Source organism: Chryseobacterium oryzae, from assembly GCF_022811665.1.
Classification (GTDB): Bacteria; Bacteroidota; Bacteroidia; order Flavobacteriales; family Weeksellaceae; genus Chryseobacterium; species Chryseobacterium oryzae.
Map to the genome: position 1 here is coordinate 2461630 of NZ_CP094529.1, position 22434 is coordinate 2484063.

Consider the following 22434-nt stretch of genomic DNA (forward strand, 5'->3'; position numbering starts at 1 on the left):
AAGTTAAATATTTTTTAAAATTTGCTTTACCAATTCTTCTACAGAAAGCTCAGGATTTTGTTTTAAAATACGATCGGCAATCTTTTCACTGGTTCGTTTTGGAATGCCCAAAACTTCTAATGCAGATAACGATTCTTCCTTAATTTTATTATTCGTTACAGAAGAAATATTCTCTTCTGCATTGCTGAATTTCTGCACTTTATCTTTTAAATCTACAATAATTCTCTCGGCAGTTTTAGCTCCAATTCCCTTAGCTTTCTGAATAAGAGCTGCATTTCCCGAAAGTATTGCAGATGCTATTTCATCTAAACTTAAAGTGGAAAGTAATATTAAAGCGGATACAGCTCCCACTCCGTTGACACTAATTAAGAGATTGAACATTTCTTTTTCTAGCCGAGAATGAAAACCAAAAAGCAAATGTGCATCTTCGCGGATGATTTGCTGAACAAACAAAAAGGTTTCTTTATTTAAAATGAGTTTTTGAGAAGTCATTAGGCTGATTCCCACATAATAACCTACTCCGTTTATGTTGACAACAGCATAAGTTGGGGTAAGTTCCTGCACAACGCCTTGTAAAGAAAATATCATTATTAATTTTTATAACTCCCAAATATAGTAATTTAATGTAAGTTATAGATTCATTTAACAGAAGAATGATATTTAACTTTTTTTAGTACAGGTTAGATAAAATTTCTGAGTACTGAGAAGAAATTTAAAAATTGAGAATGAGTGTAAATAAAAAAACTCACAATGAGTTGTGAGTCTTAAGTGAGCGCGAAAGGATTCGAACCTTTGACCGTCTGCTTAGAAGGCAGATGCTCTATCCAGCTGAGCTACGCACCCATTTGTAATTTTGAGAAAATTATCGAAAACTGTCGGGGCGGCAGGATTCGAACCTGCGACCTCCTGGTCCCAAACCAGGCGCGATGACCGGACTACGCTACGCCCCGTAAAAAGAGCACCCTATAAGAATTACCTCTTTTTTTGTGGGTGCAAATTTAAATATTTTTTCTAATAAGACCAAGAAATTTATTAAAATTTTTAATATTTCTTTTAATGATGCCTATTAAATGATTTTTTGAAAAGAAAAAACCTCTTTAAAACTATGGATAAGGAGCTATTTCCACTTCTAAACCTTCCATTGCATCGTTAATATGCAACTGACATCCTAATCGGCTATTTTCATGAACATGGAAGGCTTCGGCGAGCATCGCATCTTCTTCCGCTTCCATTTCTTCTAAACCAGGATCTTTTATTACGTAAACCTGACAGGAAGCACACATTGCCATACCACCACAAACTCCAATAGTTCCTTCTTCTGCCAATTCGTAGGCACGGATAACCTCCATCAAATTCATAGACATATCGGTTGGAGCCAAAATGTCGTGAGCAACGCCTTCTCTATCTGTAATTTTAATATTAATATCTGACATACTTATAGCGTGAAATTAATCAATTTTTTTAACCACCGCTTTTTCTGCTTCTTTACGGCTACCATCAAAACCATCTACTCCACTTACAGTAGTATATTTCAATACGAATTTTTTACCCGGATTCAGTCTGTTGTAAACACTCTGACACATTAATGTAGCCTCATGAAATCCGCAAAGAATTAACTTCAATTTTCCAGGATAAGTATTGATGTCCCCAATTGCGTAAATACCATCTATATTGGTTTGATAATCTAAAGCGTTATTCACTACAATCGCATTTTTTTCGATATTCAATCCCCAATTACCAATTTCTCCCAACTTAGGTGTTAAACCAAAAAGTGGAATAAAATAATCTGTATCAATATCATAAGCATCTTCTCCATCTACCTGAACTGTAATAGCTTCTACTTTACCGTTCCCTTTAATCCCGGTAACTTCAGCAGGAGTAATTAGCTTTATTTTTCCTTGATTTTTAAGCTCCTGAACTTTCTCAACAGAATCTAAAGCTCCTCTAAATTCATTTCTTCTGTGAATTAAAGTAACTTCAGTTGCTACATTGGAAAGGAAAATACTCCAGTCTAGTGCAGAATCTCCTCCACCTGCAATAACTACTTTCTTATTTCTGAAATGCTCCGGTTCTTTTATAAAATATTCAAGACCTTTTTCTTCATAATCGGCAATATTATCAATGGTAGGCTTTCTAGGTTCAAATGTACCCAAACCACCGGCAATTGCAATAGCTTTAGCTCTATGCACTGTTCCTTTATTGGTAATTACCTCAAACCATTCATCATCAACTTTTGTATAAGAAACGGCAGTTTCTCCCAAAGTAAAACCTGGCTGAAACTGTTTAATCTGCTCCATTAAATTATCAATAAGCTCTCCTGCATTTACAGATGGATACCCCGGAATATCAAAAATCGGTTTTTTAGGATACAACTCTGCCAATTGACCTCCCGGCTGCGGAAGTGCATCTATAATATGGCATTTCATTTTCAATAAACCAGCTTCAAACACTGCAAAAAGTCCTGTTGGTCCTGCCCCGATAATCAATATATCTGTAGTAATCATAATTTGACGATTATTTAATAATTTGTAGCGCAAATTTACTAATTTTAATGCGAAGCATATTTAATATTGTCTAAATAAAAAACTGAGATTTATCAAAGCATATAAAAACAACTCAGAAACTTGGCAATATTTTTGTAAAATGAAGATTATGAAGAAAATACTCATTATTGTAACCATTATAATATCATTCTTTGGTTACTCTCAACTGACGAATATTGCGGACGGTGAATCTTTAACTTTGAGAATACATTATGGGTTTCTTAACGCCGGCTCTGCAAATCTCACCACTAAAAAAATCACTTTTAACGGAGTACCTCATCTTTACGTGAAAGGCACAGGACAAACAACGGGTGCAGTGAGAGCTTTTTTTAAAGTGGATGACCTGTACGAAAGCTACATTAATATCGCCAACGAATTACCCAGTTTTTATGTAAGAAATGTAAAGGAAGGAAGTTACACCCAACATCTTCAAACTATTTTCAACCATCAGAACAATACGCTGATTTTAACTGACAAAAAGACTCCCGCCAATGGTTCTAAAACTATAAAATCGGTAAAAGGAGTTCAGGATATGCTTTCCTGCTTTTATTATTTGAGAAGTAAAACAGCTGCCGAACTTAAAGTGGGAACCATTATTAACATGAACGTCTGGATTGATGATGAAATGTTTCCTTTTCAGCTGAAAGTAACCGGAACAGAAAATCTTAAAACAAAATTCGGAACCATAAACTGTCTTAAAATAATTCCTTCGGTAAAAAGTGGAAGGGTTTTTAAAGAAAAAGAAGGAGTTACAATGTGGGTAAGTAATGATGCCAACCACATCCCTATTCTTTTGAAAGCAGAACTCGCCGTAGGATCTCTAAAGGCAAGTATTGATGATTATAAAAATGTAAAATATCCGCTAAAGTTTAGCAAATAACGAATGTTAAACTAAAATTGTATTTAACATGTAATTTGTTGTTAAATATGAATAATTTATATGTTTAAAAAGTAAAATAATTCTATTAACTTTCTTAAAAAATTTAAAATAGACTATTCATCAACCATCATTTAAATCCATAAAAAATGCCTCTCAATTTTTGAGAGGCATTTTAAATTTCTGTGAGAGATATTACTCTCTATTTTTAAGCATAATCCATCCCGATCTGTTCATCTGAACTTTAGACTTGTTATATTCAAAATTAAATTTGTACCAGTAAGTTGCCGTCGGAAGTTTTTTACCTCCAACAGTACCATTCCAAACTGGAGTTTCTTTTGAGAATCTGAAAACCTCAACTCCATATCTGTCGTAAATAGAACCAGTGAAGTTTTTGAAATCTTTAAGCGATGTTAAATCTAAGAAATCGTTTACACCATCTTGGTTTGGAGTAATAATATTATTAATCTGTAAAGTGAAAAATTCTATACTTCCGCTACAGCTTGTTCCTTTGGTACGAACTCTTACCGTATAGTTGGTATTATCCAAAAGACCCGTAAACACATTTGAATCCTGCCATAAAACTCCATCTAAAGAATATTCCAAATTTACCGGAATATTATTAATCATAGGATTAGCAGCTGTAACTGTAAGAGTATTACTTTCGTAATTCAGGGCTGTAACATAAGGAGATGCAGCAGCCTGAACTTTCACTGTAAATTCGTCCTGGCAAATTCCATTTTTAATTAAAACTTTATAAATTCCTAATTTGGTAGCATTAATGGTCTGTGTTGTAGCACCGGTACTCCAAAGATAAGTATAATTTAAACCAGCACCTCCTGCATCCAGTATTATACTGTCTCCTATACACATTTCTACATCTTCAAGTGGGGTAGAAATTGCAGGAATTACTTCTACAGTAAATTTTGCAGGCTTTAAAGATTTACATCCTTTCGCTCCTATTGCATACACTTCAAAAGTTGTAGTTTGAAAAACTGTTGCAGTCTGTGTATTTCCATTTCCGCCGAAGTTCACCCATTCATAAGAAACGCCCCCTGAAGCGGTAAGAGTAACAGATTCTCCTGCACATACTCTTATTCTGTCTGGTAAAAGACCTGCAACTGGAGTTACTTCACGCTGTAAAGTAAGCTTTACAAGAATACTACAAAATCCGCCATCTGAAATAACAACATGTAGAATTTGCCCATCGGTTCCGTTATAGTTGGCAACATTGGTAATAAAATTGGCATTTTTTGCCTGCGCATCTGCTAAATTTTCATAAAAATGAAAAGTGGCATTGGGAGTTGGGCTCATTAAAGGTTTCGCACCATTCAGATCAAAAGTTGTAATATCTGGAGTACTGCAAAGTCGATATGTCGCATCTTGACCCGTAGGTGTGGATCCTCCATTGATTTTAACAGATGCTTTTCCGGGACATGGATTGCCCGGAACACTCACTTCAACGGTATAATTCCCAGGTTCTATTGCAGTAATTGTATTAGTTGTAGCACCAGGAATAGGATTTGTCCCGTAGAACCATTGAAACGTCATTGTTGGATCATTTACCGAGGCCGTAAGTACTGTAGGAACTTTATCACATACATTAATTTCACTTGGTAAAGTTGCACCAGTATTATCCAACAGTTCTACTCCAATATTAAAAGATCCACCTTCTAAAAATACAGCGGTATCGAAACTCGTATCTGCACCATAAGGTCCAAAATCTGCCACTACCATCTTAAAATGATAAGCTTGCCCCGGAATAACCGTTGCAACCGCTGTTAAAGGAACTGTTCTTCCTCTAAAATTAGTTTCTATAGGCAATGTATTATATCCAGCAAAGTAATTAGCATTAGATGCAGCACAAGACCCAGGAATTTCAGGTCTGATATTGGTTACACTTACCGGTCCCGCTCCTCCGGGAAGAACTGCCATATTTACATAAGGACCACCAGATACAGGCTTAAGAAGCAATGCAAATCCATCTGCATATCTACATGGATATGAACCATTATATTCCTCTGAAGCAAGCAAATAATTAAATTTTATCTGCGATGTTGTTGGTACAAAATCAAACTCCAAAATTGCTGAATTAGTAAATGTACCAGCAACTCCTATGGCTGCGACAAGATCCGGATCGCTTCCACCAGTATTATTATCACTCAAAGTTCCTCCATAAGCTGAGTTACCTGCATTCCTTGCAAATCCTGTAGATAAAACAATTCCGTCTTTAAAAGGAAAATTGGTTGTCCCACGATGAAAATATCCCCAAGATCTATTATTGTTGCTTACTGCTGAATTAGGCGTAACTGTCGCATTGGTAACATTCGGAACCAAACATGTATTACTTCCCGAAGAAATCAATACATCTTTTACCAACTGTAAAGGAGAAAAATTGGTTTCCTGATATCCTGCTGCATTAACATCAATAAAAGCACCAGATTTTTTAGATTCAGCAGAAAGTATTTTCTTTTGAGGTTGTCTAGGCTCAGATATTTGAGCATTATACTTATTTACTGATATTAACAATAATAAAAAAAATAGTAAAAGCTTCTTCATAAGAATATTTGTTTAATCAAATTTATGAATTTATAACAACAAACCTTTAATTTCAACAATAATTATTAAAAAAAAGAGCTGTTTTTTTCACAAAACAACTCTTTTTTCAGATTTATACTAATTTCTATTTTTCAGGAGAATCCATCCAGATTTCAATTCTAATTTTTTACTGGCTGGGTTTTCCCATTGTACGCGATACCAGTATGTTGCCGTTGGCAAATTAATCCCTTTAATAGAACCATCCCAACGGGTGTTAAATTTATCCGCCTTAAATTGTTCTGCTCCATACCGATCAAAAATTGATGCTGCAAAATTTTTATAATTGCTGATTCCGCTAAAATCTATATAATCGTTTACACCATCGCTATTGGGTGTAATAGCATTACTCATAACAAAGGTAAAAAATGCTATAGTATTACTACATTTTGCTCCTTGAGATCTTACGTAAATGGAGTAGTTTGTATTTTTCAGAACATTGTAGAATATATTTGAAGGCTGCCATGTGACACCACCATCAATAGAATATTCTAAAATTTCACCGGTAGGATTTGTTGCTGTTAAAGTAAGCACATTTTCCTCATATACGATATTTGTAAACTGCGGCAAATCTGGATTTATAATTTGGGCAGTAAATAATTTTGAACAGGTACCATTACTTATCGTTACCGAATAAGATCCGGGTACATTGGTAGTGATTGTTTGTGTTGTTTGCCCTGTACTCCAAAGATAAGTATAGTTGGGACCTGCTCCTGCATCTAGAGTTCCCGGATCTCCTGCACAAACATAAACATCTTTCAATGTAGAGGTTATAGCGGGAACTACCTGTATTGTAATAGTAGCAGGAGTATTAGAAACACAACCATTACCTCCTAAAGCAAAAACCTGATAGGTTGTGGTAGTGGTCGGAGACACAACTTGGGTATTTCCTGTTCCTGTTAACCCCGTCCAATTATATGTAAATCCGCCACTTGCAGTTAAGGTCACCGATTCTCCGGCACAGATTTTTATTTTTGTTGCTGTAACAGAAGCTGTTGGAGGTCCCACAACAACAGTAACAAAAGCTTGATTTGCTGAAATACATCCATTTGCACCTACAGCAAACACAGAATAAGTAGTGGTGTTCATTGGAGAAACGACCTGTACGTTACCATTTCCGGATAAACCTGTCCAATTATAGGAAACACCTCCTGAAGCGGTTAGCGTTACCGATTCTCCCGGACAAATCTGCTGAACAGACGAAGCAAGATTGGCAACTGGCAGAACTTTATCTAATACTACAGTTACTGTAGAGGTATAAGTGCAATTCAAACCGGAGGGTGAATTCGTATTTGTAACCGTTAAAGTATAAGTTCCACCAGCATTCACTACCGGATTTAGGGTATTTCCTCCTGAAACTATATTTCCTCCAACAGTAGTCCATTGAATTGTAGAACCCGAAGGAATAACAGAAGCTGAAGCATTCAATGTAATCTGAGGCTGAGAACAAGTAATCGTTTGCGGTGGCGCAATCGTAAGATTTGTTACAGCAGTTGTAAGAAGCTGTAAATTTACCACATAAGAACACCCACCGTTTTTCACCAAGACATAAATGGTTTGATTTCCTGCACTTTGGAAATTAGTAGCATTATTAATCGTATTAGCATTCCCGGCATTTGCATCCGCCTGATTCAAATAATAAGCAAATGTTGCCGTTGAAGATGATGTAATATCAGATTGAGCAGATGTTAAGTCATAACTTATATTTCCTTGCTGATAACATTTTAAAATTGATGCATTCTGTACGGTAATCGGTTGCGAAACTTCAATAGTTATGGTTGCAGGATTTGCAGAAACACATCCATTTGCTCCGACAGCAGTTACAGTATATGTTGTCGTAGAAGTTGGCGTAACTGTTTGTGTATTTCCATTTCCCGAGAGCGATGTCCAATTATAAGTAGCTCCTCCCGAAGCAGTCAAAACCACAGATTCACCTTGGCAAATAAGTATTTTACTTGCAGATAAACCTGTATTGGGCGGTGCACTATCTCCAGTAACATTTACTGAAGCCGTTTTAGAACAGTTAACATTTCCCGGCTGAAAAACACTTGAAATTGTTAAGGTATATGTTCCTGCAGAATTTACTACTGGGTTCAAAGTATTTCCACCTGAAACAATATTTCCACCTCCGGTGGCTGCCCAAGAAAAAGTAGAACCTGTTGGATAAACCGATGCCGATGCACTTAAAGTAACTTGAGTATTAACGCATGTGATGATTGAAGGATTTGCTATTGTCGCTGTAATTTCCGGAGCTTTAACCAATTGTAATTGGGCAACTTTAGAACAAAAACCATTTTTTACCAAAACATAAATCGTCTGATTTCCCGCACTTGAAAAAGTTGTAGGCGTATTGATGGTGTTTCCATTTCCCGCATTGGCATCACTTTGATTAAGGTAATACGCAAAAGTTGCTCCCGGAGTTGTACTTATTGTCGTTTGGGCAGACGTAAGATTAAAATTAACATTTCCTGCAGCATAACAACTGGTTAAAGTTGCATTTTGAACAACAGGCGATGTTCCTCCAACAATTGTTACCGTTGCCGATCCCGGACATGAATTTCCCGGAATAAGTACTTCTACTTTATAAACTCCCGGCTGAGTCACAGTATATGACGCATTTGTAGCTCCGGGAATAGGGTTAGTTCCTAAATACCACTGGTAAGTTGCTCCCGCAATTTGTGTTGAAGCAGTAAGCGTCTGTGGTGCATTATCGCATACATTAATCGAAGATGGAAGCTGAACCCCTGCCGGATCTAAGATTTTGACACCAATATCAAAAGAACCTGCTTCTAAGAAAACCCCTGAATCGTAGGTAGGATCATCATAATCCGCCAATACCATTTTAAAATGATAGGTCTGCCCGGGAATTACTGTTGCCGTTGCAGTAAGAGGTATTGTTCGACCATTGAAGTTGGTTTCAATACTCGCAGTGTTATATCCCCCAAAATAAGCTTCATTTAAAGCTCCACACGCCAGAACTCCACCACCAAACTGTGTTGAAGGACGAATATTTCTAACACTTACAGGACCTGCACCACCAGGAAGAACTGCAAGATTGGTGTAAGTAGGATCTCCAGATTTCTTTAACAATAAAGCGAAACCATCAACAAACTGACACGGAAAACTACTATCATATTCTTCGGAAGCAAATAAATATCTGAACTTAATTTCTGTTGCAGTCGGCACAAAATCAAACTCGATGTATGTTGCATCTTCCAACATATTGTTGGGAATATTAAGTGCCGTAGCAAGATCTATATCCCCCTGAGTTCCCAAAGCATCGCCTAATGGACCTGACTGAAAAGAATTTCCGGCTTTTCTTGCCTGTCCTGTACTAAGCACAATTCCTTTCTCAAAAGGGAAATTTGTAGATGCTCTATTGAAAAATCCCCAGCTTCTGTTTTGGTTACTTGCTGAAAGATTGGGAGAAACAACTACATTAGAAACATTTGCCGTAGAACAGGTGGAACCTCCTGCTATTAAAACATCTTTTACAAGTTGAGTTATACTGTAAGAAGATTCTGTATAATTGGGAGTATTTATATCAATAAAAGCTCCTGCTCTCATTGTGAGATTAGAGGGTTTGCTCAAAACTTTAGCATCACGTCGCTGCGAAAAAGCAAAATTACTCAGCAAAGTAAATACTAAAAGAAAAAATATATTTTTAAGTATGTTGTTGAACATTTTAACTATTTTCAACAAAAATACTATTTTTTTATTTAAATTCTATCTGAAAATCAATTACATTATTAACAGCTTAATTTTCGTTAACAGTTTGAATTCAGTATTTTAGAAAACAAAAAAGACCGAAATAATCGATCTTTTCTTGTCTGTATTTTAGTAAATCTTACCAATTTGAATTATGTCTAAGAAAAATCAATCTTTATTCAGTTCTTCTATTTTTTTCTGAAGCTCTTCTATTTTGTCTTTCAAAAATTTAATCTCATTTTTGTTGTTGCTTACATTGCTCTTCAAAATAACATTTTTAGCACGTTCGCTGTGATCTTCATCATCTTCTTCGTCATTTATTTCCTCGATATCTTCCTGGATGTCTTCAATATCTTCGTTAATTTCCTCAATATCTTCACTTATCTCCTCGATGTCTTCACTAATTTCTTCAATATCTTCCTGAATATCTTCAATATCCTCCTGAATATCTTCAATTTTTTCATGACTTTTATTTACCGACATCTGAATAAAAATAGCAAGATATATAGCTTCCAAGGAAACCACTGTGGTTAAAATTAAAAGCATTTTATCGAACTCAACAATATTGAGCATGGGAAGCAAAAACGAAATGATGAAAAATAAAGTATGTGCAATTAATGAAGGGATAGACCCTATCCACCAAGTAACTCCTTCTGCAATCTTTTCTAAAAATGCCATTTTTTCATCTTGTTTTTCCATTACTTTATTTTTTTAAATATTTAAAACAGCTCTTTACTTACTCCCAAACCAAATAATGCGAAATCGTATTTTGCAGGATCTTCAGCATCAAGCTTTCTTACGACTTCATCTAATTCTAATACCGTTTTCCAGTCATTCTGCTTTCTGGAAATAAGTTCCAGCTTACGTGAAATATTCCCGGTATGAACATCTAAAGGAATAGATAAAAATCTTTGATCTATTTTTTTCCATATCCCGAAATCTACACCGCGATTGTCTTTTCTTACCATCCATCTCAAAAACATCATGATTCTTTTTGAAGAAGAATTCTTATAAGGTGAACTTACATGTTTATGCGTTCTGTGCTTTTCCAAACCCAAAAAATCTTTTCTGAATCTTTCGATGGAATGTTGAAAATTATATTCTTCCTGATTTAGTAAAAACAATTCTTCCAGACTTTTATGATGAATATAAATTTTCTGAAACTGTTTTATAAAATACGAAAAATCTTCTCCATTGAACGTTCTGTGTATATTTTTATCTTTTATAAAATCTAAATCTCTTTCGGTATGGTTAATTACGAAATCGTAAGGGGAATCCCCCATAATTTCGAGCATTTTTTCCGCAGATTTAATAATCGACTTTCGGTTTCCCCAAGCAATAGTTGCGGCAAGAAATGCAGTAATTTCAATATCCTGCTTCAACTGAAAACGATGAGGAATCTGTACAGGATCATCGAATATAAAATCCGGACTGTTGTAAATATCCGCTTTTTCGTCAAGAAATTCTTTAAGTTCTAATAGATTCATCTTCAATTCAAATTTTCACACAATCCAATGCTTTGGGAAGATAAGTATTGGGGAAAACAGTTCTTGCTTCATCGGTAAAAACCGTTAAATCACCATAGCGATTAGAGAAATGTCCTAAAATTAATTTTCCAACATTTGCTTTTTTAGCTATCGTTGCCGCTTCTAATGCTGTAGAATGCCCGGTGTAATCTGCCATTTCTTTAAGATCGTGCAGAAAAGTAGATTCGTGGTAAAGAACCGTTACGTCTTTAATGATAGGAACTACAGATTCTAAATATCTTGTATCACTGCAAAATGCATACGAAACCGGAGCAAGCGGATCTGTTGTTAAAATTTCATTCTTCAGAACATAGCCATCGCTGAGAACAAAGTCTTTTCCTGCTTTTAAATAATGATAATCGCAGCTTTCTATCTCGCTGTACTTAGACACTTCTGCCATATTAATATGTCTGTCCTTTGGTTTTTCCTTAAAAAGATAACCATTGCAGTAAATTCTGTGATCGAGCGGAATGGTGTACACTTCTACCCTATTATCTTCGTAAATTTTTTCGGAATAATCTTTATCCAGTTCATGATAAACAACCTCAAAACCTCGGTGTGTTTCTGTAATCGTAAATATTGTTTCCAACATTTTTTTTATTCCTTTCGGTCCGTATACATGAAGCGGATTTTCTCTTCCCAAAAGCCTGAAAGAAGCAATTAATCCCGGCAAACCAAAACAATGATCGCCATGAAGATGAGAAATAAAAATATGATTTATTTTAGAAAATCTTGCTTTGGCTTTTCTAAGCTGCACCTGTGTTCCTTCCCCACAATCGATAAGGAAAGACCGCTCCTCCATTTCCAAAAGCTGTGAAGTTGGAGAAGAATTTATGGTAGGTATTGCAGAATTAAAACCTAAAATTGTTAAATAAGTGCTCAAAACTATAATTTATCGTTCGCAAATGTACAATAAAAGCCTGAAGTTGAAATCGGTTTAAAATTGACATGAATTTTTAATCCAAAAATAAAATAATGAGAAGATCAATTTAAACCTTACACCAATCAGTCTTTCAGAAAATCCAGAAATGAATCTAAAGCTTTTTTTCTGTGGCTTATTTTGTTTTTGTCTTCAGGATTCATCTCGGCAAATGTTTTTTCATATCCTTCCGGAACAAAAATAGGATCATAACCAAAACCTTTAAAGCCTTTATTTTCATTTAACAGATTTCCATAAACTCTGCCTTCGAAAAATTTTGCTCCTTTCTCATCAAAATAACACAAAACTGTTATAAAATAGGCTTTTCGATTTTCAACACCGCTCATTTCTTCTAATACTTTTGCGATGTTCTTAGCAAAATCATGATCTCCTGCATATCTCGCAGAATAAATACCCGGTCTTCCGTCTAAAGCTTCTACAACCAAACCACTATCATCACCAAGACTTGGGATTCCGGTTTTCTCGAAACAATATTTTGCTTTTATTAATGCATTCGCATTAAAAGTATCTCCATCTTCAACAATTTCTTCATGAATATCGTAATCTGTAAGACTTTTTACTACAAAGTCTACTCCTAAAATCTGCTGAATTTCCTCTTTTTTATGAATATTGTGGGTTGCTACTAATAATTCCATTAAACTTAGATGTTTGAAAATCGATTAAACTATTTTTGATAATATTTTCTATTACCATCAGACAAATATAATGTTAATTGTTTCAATCTTCCGAAGTATCGATCAGATAAACCATGTGAAATAAATTTAATTTGAAATATCTTCTTCTGAAATTTCATTTAACGACATAAAAAAACTGCCCAATTACTCAGGCAGTTTTCAGTTGTATTATTTAATACTATTTTTCTAATTGTTTATAGCTTCTTTGGATAAAGTCCGTAAGATCTTTTCCTTTCAATAGATTTTGAGATAATTTTGCCAGATCTAAAGCATATTTTATCTGTGTATTTTTTTCTTCAGCATTGTCGTTGGAAAGAATTTTTGATGCAAATTCGCTGTTAGAATTCACTACAAGATTATACATCTCAGGAAATCCTCCCATACCGAACATTCCGCCTCCTCCGGTAGCCTGCATATCTTTCATTCTTCTCATAAATTCCGGCTGAGTGATGGTGAAAGGAGCATCACTGCTGTCTAAATCTTCCAGTTGAACAGTGAATTTCTGATCATTGATAGATTCTTCAACGGTCTTTTTTAACGATTCTTTTTCTGTTTCATTCAGTTTAGAAATTACAGGTTCATCTTTTTTAATTAAATTATTAATATGATCTGCATCTACTCTTGCAAACTGAATTTTTTCTTTTGAAGACTCCAGTTTTTGAATTAAATGCGGAACAATAGGAGAATCTAAAAGAAGAACTTCATACCCTTTGTCTTTGCCAGACTGAATGTAAGAATGCTGCTCATCTGCATTGGTAGCATAAAGAATCACCAAATTACCGTCTTTGTCGGTCTGGATGGGTTTTATCTTTTCTTCAAGCTCATTCCAAAGGAAATATTTTCCGTCTGTGGTTGGGTAGAGTGCAAATTTGTCAGATTTTTCGAAGAATTTATCTTCAGAAATCATTCCGTATTCAATTACAATTTTAATGTCGTTCCATTTTTTCTCGTAATCTTCACGGTTTTCGTTGATTAAAGCAACCATTTTATCTGCCACTTTTTTGGTGATGTAAGAAGAAATTTTCTTCACCGCACCGTCAGCCTGCAAATAAGAACGGGATACATTCAGCGGAATGTCCGGAGAATCTATTACTCCTCTCAATAACATCAGGAAGTCAGGAACAATCCCTTTTACCTCATCGGTTACAAAAACCTGATTCTGGTAAAGCTGAATTTTATCTTTTTCGATATTCAGATTGTTGCTCAGTTTCGGGAAATATAAAATTCCGGTAAGATTGAACGGATAATCAACATTCAAATGAATATTGAATAAAGGCTCTTCGAACTGCATCGGGTAAAGCTCGTGATAGAAAGAGGTATAATCTTCTGCAGTAAGTTCAGATGGCGCAATCGTCCAGGCTGGTGTAGGATTGTTGATGATATTGTCTACTTCTTCCGTCTCTGGCTTTGTACCTTCTGGTGCATCTTCAGGAAGAGGAAGTGTATGTGTTTTGGTTCCGAATTTAATAGGAACAGGCATGAATTTGTTGTACTTTGTCAACAATTCACGAATTTTATTTTCTTCTAAAAATTCTGTAGAATCTTCGGCAATGTGCAGGATAATTTCTGTTCCTCTTTCGGTTTTTGCAGTAGTTTCTTCTAAAGTAAACTCCGGGCTGCCGTCGCAAATCCAGTGAACTGCCGGTTCGTCTTTATAAGATTTAGAAATAATTTCCACTTTCTCTGCCACCATAAATGCAGAATAAAAACCAAGACCGAAATGACCGATAATCCCTGAATCTTTTGCAGAGTCTTTATATTTTTCCAAAAATTCTTCAGCTCCCGAAAATGCCACCTGATTGATGTATTTCTCAACTTCTTCGGAGGTCATCCCTAATCCCTGATCTATGATGTGAATTTTTTTATTCTGCTTATCAGCTTTTACTTCAATTTTCGGGTTTCCGTATTCTACTTTGGCTTCACCGATAGACGTTAAATGCTTCAACTTTAATGTGGCATCCGTTGCATTGGAAATAAGTTCTCTTAAAAATATTTCGTGGTCACTGTAAAGAAATTTCTTAATCAATGGGAAAATATTTTCCACCGATACATTAATACTTCCTTTCATATGTATATAATAATTTTATTGTTTTCTGAATTTTCAATTCTCAAAAAAAATACCATCGCTTAGAAACTGTCATTTTGACAGATTTAAAAATATAAACCAATGCAAAAGAATAATTTTCTTACATTTACTTGTCTTCAAAAAAATTTCATGGAAATTATTATCAATAAAAACATAATCCTTTCTAATCCTGAAACCAAAAGCTTTCTTGCAGATGCTTTTTATCCAAAAACAGATCAATTATTACCATTGGTAATTTTTGTTCATGGTTACAAAGGTTATAAAGATTGGGGAGCATGGGATCTCATGGCTGAAAAGTTTGCTGAAGCCGGTTTTTTCTTTGTGAAATTTAATTTCTCTTACAATGGAACCACCGTTGATGCACCTAATCATTTTGAAGATTTGGAAGCTTTCGGGCACAACAATTATTCTAAAGAACTTTCAGATTTAAGTTTTGTACTGGAGCATTTTTTACAATATCCACAAATTGATAAAGATAAAATTATTTTAATAGGACACAGCCGTGGCGGCGGAATTTCTTTGGTGAAAACTTCAGAAGACATCAGAATAAATGGAATCATCACTTTAGCGAGCGTGGACAGCTTAGATCGTTTTCCAAAAAATGATTCACTCGAAAAATGGAAAGAAAATGGTGTTTATTATGTTGAAAACGCAAGAACCAACCAACAGATGCCACATTATTATCAGTTTTTTGAAGATTTCAAAAACAATGAATTAAGACTGGATGTTGAACGTGCAGCAGAAACGACAAAGGCTCACTTTCTAATTATCCACGGTACAAATGACGAAAGCGTGAATATAAAAAATGCTGAACATCTACATATTCTTAATCCTAATTCAGAATTATTTTTAATAGAAAATGCAAACCATACTTTTGGAGCTAAAGAACCTTGGGAAAATCTTGAAATGCCCAAAGATTTAAAGACTGCCACCGAAAAATCTATTTCTTTCATCAAAGAAAAATTTTCTAATTAATTTCAATTTGGAATAGGCAATGTTAAATAACTGATATTCAAATAACAATTATTTTATCGCTAAGAAAAACTAAGAGCAGTTTAATTTTTTGAAATGCTTAGTAATCTTTTGTTTACCTTGCATTTTATAAATCCATCTCTCAAACTCAGGTTGATTAAAGTTTTTTAGATTTTACATGAATTTAAGGCACAAAAAAAGTTTATTGAGAAATCTCAATAAACTTTCTATATCATTATTAAAATCGGCACTAAAGAGATAATCCCGATATTTTTTTTGATTTATTCATTAAATGTTAAGCTTTTTTTACAAATTCAGACTTAAGTGCCATTGCACCAAAACCGTCAATTTTGCAGTCAATATTATGATCAGATCCTGGTCTAAGACGGATATTTTTCACTTTAGTTCCAGCTTTTACAGGTTTTGGAGCACCTTTTACAGGCAAATCTTTTACTACAACTACAGAATCTCCATTTTGAAGTTCATTACCATTAGAATCCAAAATTTTATCTTCTGTATCTGATTCTGCGGGATCCCACTCGTGAAAGCACTGCGAACAAACCATCATTCCATCTTTTTCGTATGTGTATTCTGACTGGCATTTAGGGCATTGGATTGTTTCGCTCATTTTTGTATTATTTTAAAAATTATTAGTTCTAATTATTCTGATAAAATAAAAAATCCTGTAATATCTTACAGGATTGCGATCCGGACGGGACTCGAACCCGCGACCTCCGCCGTGACAGGGCGGCATTCTAACCAGCTGAACTACCGGATCATTTTAGTAGTGCAAAAATACACATTTTAGATCAAATTCAAAATTATATAATAAAAAAATGCTTTCCAAAGACGGAAAGCATTCATTATCAAACTAATTATTTTATAAGTGTGCACTTAATTTTTCGGCGATAACTTCTTTAGGAGCTACCCCTACCAATTTATCTACAACTTCTCCGTTTTTAAAAATTAAAACTGTAGGAATATTTCTGATACCATACTGCATTGAAATTTCCTGATTGTTGTCTACATCCACTTTCCCTACAACAGCTTTCCCTTCAAAATCGTTAGCAACCTCTTCGATAATTGGACCTAAAGTTCTGCATGGACCACACCATACTGCCCAAAAGTCTACCAATACCGGTTTATCTGATTTTAAAACTGTTTCTTGAAACGAGCTATCTGTAATTTCTAAAGCCATTTTTTTATTTTTAAATTATTACTATTCTAAACTTGTAAACAAATTTACAACTATTAAGCGACAAGACTATCTATGCTCAACATTTGTATTTTCTATAACAAAATCTTTCGAGATTTCTTTTAAAGCATCCACCAAAGCATCTATTTCGTTTTTGGTCGTTAAATGACTGAATGATACTCTTAGAGGTGTGCAGTGATCCATTTCTTCTTCCGATAAAACCATCATCATTACCATTGAAGGTTTAGAAGCCCCTGAAGAACAAGCACTTCCCTGTGAAACTGCAATCCCTTTCATATCGAGTTGCAAACCGATTAAAGGATTTTTAAAAGGTAGCAATACACTTACAACTGTGTATAAACTGTTATTCAGCTCTGAACTTCTTCCGTTGAATTTTACTCCAGGAATTTGTTCCGAAAGTCTTTCTACAGTATATTTTTTTATATTTTGCATGTGGGAAGAGTATTCTTCCATATTTTTGAGAGATAATTCTAATGCTTTGCCCAAACCGGCAATTCCTGCCACATTTTCTGTTCCTGCTCTAAGGCTTCTTTCCTGAGGGCCACCTGTAATAATCCCTTTCAGACCGCTTGCTTTTCTTATAAAGGCAAAACCAATTCCTTTAGGCCCATGAAATTTATGAGCACTGCAAGATGCAAAATCTACCGGAATATCCGAAAAATCAAGAGTCATGTGAGCCATGGTCTGTACAGTATCCGAATGGAAAAGAGCATTGTTTTCTTTACAAATTTCTGCTACTTTTTTAAGATCAATCAGGTTACCGATTTCGTTGTTGGCATGCATTAAACTTACCAGTGTTTTTTTATCCGAAGACTTTAGAAGATCTTCCAGCTTAGATAAATCTATATCTCCTTTTTCATTAGGGCGAATGTATGCTACCTCTACTCCTTTTCTACTTTTCATATCCAAAATACTTTCAGAAACACATTTGTGCTCCAATGGAGAACTGATGATTCTTTCTACTCCCAAATGTTCTACACAAGATTTGATGATCATGTTATTGGATTCTGTTCCGCACGAAGTAAAAATAATTTCGGCAGGACTTACATGAAGATAATCCGCAACCTGCCTTCTTACATTTTCGATTAAAATTTTAGCTTCCTGGCCAAAACTGTGTGTAGAAGAAGGATTTCCAAAATTAATTTTCATGGTTTCAATCATTGCATCAATCACTTCATTAGAAAGAGGTGTTGTCGCTGCATTGTCCAAATATATTTTAGTCATTTTTACTTTGAATATTTTAGTTGTACGGAAGTGAATTGATAACTTGAAGGAACTGAAAATACAAACCAAGGATTAGACATAACCTGAATTGCCATTCCGCCAGATTCGTACTTAGGGATTTCCACATACAGAATATTATCTTTCGCAGAAATACTTGTAATTTCCTTTACTTTATGATCTCCTGAATTGAAAGTTCCCAAATAACAAACCACAACTTTTTTATCTTTTGGGAATGCAGGGGTTTCTATTACTGGATACTGCCCCGAAGCAGTGTATCTTTCTTTTATTTCGTCTGCCAATTCCTGCCGGTTACTTAAAATTCTGAACCCTTGTTTTTGAGTACCTCCCTGAGTTTCAGAAACCAGTATTTCTGCTTGATTGTGCATGTTTGAAGTTTTTTGTGCCGGAGTTCCGATGCAATTTATTATGATTGCAAAAAACAAAATTAGCAATCTGTTCATTTTATTTTTATTAATTCTTCAAAATTAATGAAAAAAACGGTAATGACCTTCATTTGCCCATTGCAACATCTGTTTATCTCCCGAAGTATCTCCAAAAGCTATGATTTTATCATACTTTTCACCAGAAATTTCTTTTTTAATACGAACCAGTTTCTCTTCACCGTTACAGTTTTTTCCGATAAAATTACCTGTAAAAATTCCATTTTTAAACTCTCCCTTTGTGGCAATAAGCATCATGCCCAATTTGTCTGCAAAAGGTTTAGTCCAAATATCCAGCGAAGCAGTAACGATAAAACTTCTGGTATTTTCACGGTCTATATTTTTGATGAATTCTAATGCGTTTTCTCTAAAAATTGAAGGGAAATTTTCTTCAAAAAACTGAATAGATTTTTCTTCTATTTTCGATTGCAACTGACCTTTAAGCACAGAACCTATAAAACTTTTCTTTACCTTTTCTGTGTCTGCCAGTTTTAGTTTTAAAAGAATGAATAGCGGAATATGTCGGATAAACTGTGTTCTGAATTTTGTTGGATTATAAAATTTCAGAAACAAAAACATGGTGTCTTTGTAGGTAAGCGTACCGTCAAAATCAAAACAATATAGTTTTTTCATCATTTAAAGCTTCATCTTTTTAAAAATAAACTCCGGAATATTTCTAATGATCATCATAATAATTCCCCAAACCGGCAATACATACACTACATTTTTTTTCTTTTTGAAAGCATTGTAAATACAATCTGCAGCTTTTGTGGGAGTTGCAGTTAATTTAGGATTTAGCGGTAAACCTTCTGTCATTTTTGTAGCCATGAAACCCGGTTTTACCGTCATTACATGAACTTTTTTATCGAAAAGGTAATTTCTCAAACCACTTAAATAAGCGGTGAATGCAGCTTTTGCACTTCCATAGATAAAATTACTCTGTCTTCCTCTTTCTCCTGCAACTGAAGACAGCCCAATAATGGTTCCTGATCTTTTGCTTTCAAATTTCTGAGCAAAATAATTGATAACAGGTACCAGTTTAGAATAATTGATATCTATAATACGTTCTGTATTCTTATTATCATATAGACCTTCCTCCGTATTTTCCCCTAAATATCCCGCTGCACAAAACAACAGACTTGAATTGACATGATCCCAATCTGAAAATCTAACGGGTTTCATTAAATCAATCTCAATTATCTCAGACTGCTGTAAGAATTTTACATCGATATGTCTTGCAAATCGTTCTGCTGATTCTTTATTGGATGTGAAAAGATAAATTTTTTCAAACCTTTCTCCTGCTTTTAGAGCTTTTTCCACAAAAGCCTGTGCTACTTCGGAGGTACTGCCGAGAACAATCATTTATTTATTATTTAAAATTCTTTTGTGCTGCAAAGACACAAATTTGGAACTCTCTACATTTTTAAGATAATTGGTAAGAGAAGATTTACTCATACTATCTTTCGCAAGATAAATTCTGCCTCCAAATTCTTCTACAATATTGTCTAGCTGTACAACTAAGGATTTTAGTTTAGAATTAACTTTAAAATCCAGAGCCAATGTATAACCCTCAAATGGAAAAGAATTGTAAGCCAAAGGATCGTTTTTGCCTATATATTTAAGAACTGCTAAAAAAGATCCGTTACCAGAATTAGCGATTGTTTCTAAAATTTTACGCATTCCCTCCTTGCCTTTTTCTTTGGGAATAACCATTTGATATTGAATAAATCCTGATTTACCATAGATTTTATTCCAATCTTCGATAATGTCTAAAGGATAGAAAAAAGTTTCGTAAGGAATAATATCTTTTACAACTTTTGCTCGTTGTTTATTATAAATTAAATAATTGAAAATTTTTACCGTAAGATTATTAAGAACAAAACCGGGAAAATAAAAAGGAACTTTTGGTAATTTTTTTGATTTTAAAATCAATGGTTTTTCTTTTACCTTATTCGGCAATTCCGACTGCATGGCAAAGTCCCCTCGTTGTAATACGCTTCTGCCAATATTTTTGCCTTTTTGCAAACAGTCAATCCACGCGACATTATATGTCCAATCTTCACTTTCTTCAAACAAGTGAAAAATCTCGTCTAAATTTTCCGCCTTGATACTTTCTTGTCTAATATAGACACTATCAATATTTTTCAGCTTAAATTTTGCTGATAAAATAATACCGGTAAGTCCCATTCCACCAATCGTAGCCCAGAATTTTTCTTCATTCTCCTCTCTAGAGCAGGTTAGCACATCACCATTTTCAATCATTAACCTAAACGACAATAAACATTCTGAAAAACAATGAATTCCTTTCCCATGAACGTCCGAAGCGATGGCACCACCAATTGAAATAAATTTAGTACCCGGTGTTACCATTAGAAAATACCCTTGTGGTACTACTACTTCCAAAACCTCAGACAATAATACTCCAGATTCGCACTCTATGATACCATTTAATCTGTCGAAACTGATAAATTTATTGAGTTTTTTTGTTGAGAAAATACTTTCACCTAACGAAGCATCTCCATAACATCTCCCGTTTCCTCGGGCAATAACTTCATTATGATTCTGTAAGAATTGTTTTATTTTGATGAAGCTGTCTTCAGACCTCATTTCTTTTTCAACTACCGGGAAATTTCCCCAATTGGTAACTTTCTGCTTTAAATCCGGCTTCATTTCTTAAAATAAATTAAAATTAAAAATGCAGCAACCCACAATATTAAAGTTACTTGTATATAACGGTCTCTATAAACGATTTTTGTTGGAGACTCGGTACGGTTATATACCAAAGTCTGCTGTAAATATCTTAGAAATGCAAATACTACAAAAATTACCGTATAAAATACCCCAGAATGTAATTTAACCTGAATTTCTGGTGACAAGGTGAACATAAGATAGCAAACAATAGCTAAAGTTACAGATATAGACAATGTAATATCCGCAAACTGAACATTATAGCCATCTAATGCTTTTCTGGTTTTACCTGAAACCTGAGCATTAATCAGCTCTCCTCTTCTTTTCCCAATAGCTAAAACCAATGCTAACACAAAGGTAAGTAATGTCGCCCACTGAGATATAAATATACCAGTGATATAACCGCCTGCCTGAACACGCAAAACAAAACCGATTGCAATAATGAAAATATCAATAATAGGAACATGCTTCAGCTTGAAAGTATAGGCAAGATTCATAACAAAGTAACTTGCAACTATTATAGCAAACTCCCACACTTGAATATGGTAGAAATTATACGCAAAAAACACCAACAGAATATCTGTAACAATAAGCCCGACCAAAATACCAATTGCACTCTTTTTAGAAATAGCACCACTTGCTAAAGGGCGTTTTCTTTTTTCAGGATGCTTTTGGTCTGCTTCTATATCATTATAATCATTAAGGATATAAACCACGCCTGCAGCCAAAGAAAATACTACAAAAGCAAAAATACTTTTAGAAAGTAAATCTATATTTTTAATATTTCCGGAAAAAAATAATGGAACAAAGACAAAAAGGTTTTTTACCCATTGCTCTACGCGTAGCAGTTTTAAATATTGTTTCATTTATGTTATTTGATGTGCAAAATTAAGATAAAAAACCTATATAGACCTTATTTGGCAAAGCGACTTTTCTTTTATAACA

Annotated in this window: 20 protein-coding genes and 3 tRNA genes; 2 read left to right on the forward strand and 21 right to left on the reverse strand. The window is 34.5% G+C overall.

Going from position 1 to position 22434, the window contains the following annotated elements:
• Positions 1-3: 3 nt before the first annotated feature.
• From ruvA to MTP08_RS11175, 5 genes are all read right to left on the reverse strand, one after another.
• The gene (gene ruvA / locus MTP08_RS11155; RefSeq protein ID WP_243576021.1) at positions 4-588 is read right to left on the reverse strand and encodes a Holliday junction branch migration protein RuvA; all 585 of its coding nucleotides are present in this window, start codon (positions 586-588) and stop codon (positions 4-6) included.
• Between the two features lie 181 nt (positions 589-769).
• Positions 770-843, reverse strand: a tRNA-Arg gene (locus tag MTP08_RS11160).
• Positions 844-875: 32 nt separating this feature from the next.
• Positions 876-950, reverse strand: a tRNA-Pro gene (locus tag MTP08_RS11165).
• 153 nt (positions 951-1103) lie between these two features.
• Complete coding sequence (locus tag MTP08_RS11170) at positions 1104-1433, reverse strand: 2Fe-2S iron-sulfur cluster-binding family protein (protein ID WP_243576022.1); 330 nt, start codon at positions 1431-1433, stop codon at positions 1104-1106.
• A gap of 15 nt (positions 1434-1448) precedes the next feature.
• The gene (locus MTP08_RS11175; RefSeq protein WP_243576023.1) at positions 1449-2504 is read right to left on the reverse strand and encodes an NAD(P)/FAD-dependent oxidoreductase; all 1056 of its coding nucleotides are present in this window, start codon (positions 2502-2504) and stop codon (positions 1449-1451) included.
• Between the two features lie 148 nt (positions 2505-2652).
• Here MTP08_RS11175 and MTP08_RS11180 point away from each other — a divergent pair, with 148 nt between their 5' ends.
• Positions 2653-3423 (forward strand): DUF3108 domain-containing protein, encoded by a 771-nt coding sequence (locus MTP08_RS11180; protein WP_243576024.1) that lies wholly within the window; start codon positions 2653-2655, stop codon positions 3421-3423.
• A gap of 192 nt (positions 3424-3615) precedes the next feature.
• Here the strand turns inward: MTP08_RS11180 and MTP08_RS11185 are convergent, their stop codons facing one another.
• The 7 genes from MTP08_RS11185 to htpG form a co-directional block, all read right to left on the reverse strand.
• A complete protein-coding gene (locus MTP08_RS11185; protein WP_243576025.1) occupies positions 3616-5979 on the reverse strand; it encodes a choice-of-anchor L domain-containing protein in 2364 nt (787 codons plus the stop codon).
• 117 nt (positions 5980-6096) lie between these two features.
• Complete coding sequence (locus MTP08_RS11190; RefSeq protein WP_243576026.1) at positions 6097-9699, reverse strand: choice-of-anchor L domain-containing protein; 3603 nt, start codon at positions 9697-9699, stop codon at positions 6097-6099.
• A gap of 192 nt (positions 9700-9891) precedes the next feature.
• On the reverse strand, positions 9892-10422 hold the full coding sequence (locus tag MTP08_RS11195; protein ID WP_209389833.1) for a DUF1003 domain-containing protein: 531 nt from the start codon (positions 10420-10422) through the stop codon (positions 9892-9894).
• 20 nt (positions 10423-10442) lie between these two features.
• Complete coding sequence (locus MTP08_RS11200; protein WP_243576027.1) at positions 10443-11210, reverse strand: TIGR02757 family protein; 768 nt, start codon at positions 11208-11210, stop codon at positions 10443-10445.
• A gap of 7 nt (positions 11211-11217) precedes the next feature.
• Positions 11218-12132 carry a ribonuclease Z gene (locus tag MTP08_RS11205; RefSeq protein ID WP_243576028.1) on the reverse strand — a complete coding sequence of 305 codons (915 nt, stop codon included), beginning with the start codon at positions 12130-12132 and terminating at the stop codon, positions 11218-11220.
• Positions 12133-12254: 122 nt separating this feature from the next.
• Positions 12255-12824, reverse strand: a complete 570-nt coding sequence (rdgB, locus tag MTP08_RS11210) for an RdgB/HAM1 family non-canonical purine NTP pyrophosphatase (RefSeq protein WP_243576029.1) — start codon at positions 12822-12824, stop codon at positions 12255-12257.
• 217 nt (positions 12825-13041) lie between these two features.
• Positions 13042-14931, reverse strand: coding sequence for a molecular chaperone HtpG (gene htpG, locus MTP08_RS11215; RefSeq protein ID WP_243576030.1), 1890 nt, complete (start codon positions 14929-14931; stop codon positions 13042-13044).
• A 147-nt stretch (positions 14932-15078) separates the two neighbouring features.
• Here htpG and MTP08_RS11220 point away from each other — a divergent pair, with 147 nt between their 5' ends.
• Complete coding sequence (locus tag MTP08_RS11220) at positions 15079-15924, forward strand: alpha/beta hydrolase family protein (RefSeq protein WP_243576031.1); 846 nt, start codon at positions 15079-15081, stop codon at positions 15922-15924.
• Between the two features lie 292 nt (positions 15925-16216).
• On the opposite strand, the gene MTP08_RS11225 is transcribed toward MTP08_RS11220, so the two are convergent.
• The 9 genes from MTP08_RS11225 to MTP08_RS11265 form a co-directional block, all read right to left on the reverse strand.
• A complete protein-coding gene (locus MTP08_RS11225; RefSeq protein WP_243576032.1) occupies positions 16217-16549 on the reverse strand; it encodes a zinc ribbon domain-containing protein YjdM in 333 nt (110 codons plus the stop codon).
• Positions 16550-16625: 76 nt separating this feature from the next.
• A tRNA-Asp gene (locus MTP08_RS11230) sits at positions 16626-16699 on the reverse strand.
• Between the two features lie 102 nt (positions 16700-16801).
• Positions 16802-17119 (reverse strand): thioredoxin, encoded by a 318-nt coding sequence (gene trxA, locus MTP08_RS11235; RefSeq protein WP_130915062.1) that lies wholly within the window; start codon positions 17117-17119, stop codon positions 16802-16804.
• A 66-nt stretch (positions 17120-17185) separates the two neighbouring features.
• On the reverse strand, positions 17186-18361 hold the full coding sequence (locus tag MTP08_RS11240) for a cysteine desulfurase family protein (protein ID WP_243576033.1): 1176 nt from the start codon (positions 18359-18361) through the stop codon (positions 17186-17188).
• Positions 18362-18363: 2 nt separating this feature from the next.
• On the reverse strand, positions 18364-18747 hold the full coding sequence (locus MTP08_RS11245; protein ID WP_243576034.1) for a hypothetical protein: 384 nt from the start codon (positions 18745-18747) through the stop codon (positions 18364-18366).
• A 99-nt stretch (positions 18748-18846) separates the two neighbouring features.
• Positions 18847-19434 (reverse strand): HAD family hydrolase, encoded by a 588-nt coding sequence (locus MTP08_RS11250; protein WP_209389848.1) that lies wholly within the window; start codon positions 19432-19434, stop codon positions 18847-18849.
• 3 nt (positions 19435-19437) lie between these two features.
• Positions 19438-20163 (reverse strand): SDR family NAD(P)-dependent oxidoreductase, encoded by a 726-nt coding sequence (locus MTP08_RS11255; protein WP_243576035.1) that lies wholly within the window; start codon positions 20161-20163, stop codon positions 19438-19440.
• Positions 20164-21471: an FAD-binding oxidoreductase gene (locus tag MTP08_RS11260; protein ID WP_243576036.1), complete on the reverse strand. Its 1308-nt coding sequence runs from the start codon at positions 21469-21471 to the stop codon at positions 20164-20166.
• Positions 21468-22355 carry a decaprenyl-phosphate phosphoribosyltransferase gene (locus tag MTP08_RS11265; RefSeq protein WP_243576037.1) on the reverse strand — a complete coding sequence of 296 codons (888 nt, stop codon included), beginning with the start codon at positions 22353-22355 and terminating at the stop codon, positions 21468-21470. Before MTP08_RS11265 ends, MTP08_RS11260 begins: the two co-directional genes overlap by 4 nt.
• Positions 22356-22434: the final 79 nt, after the last annotated feature.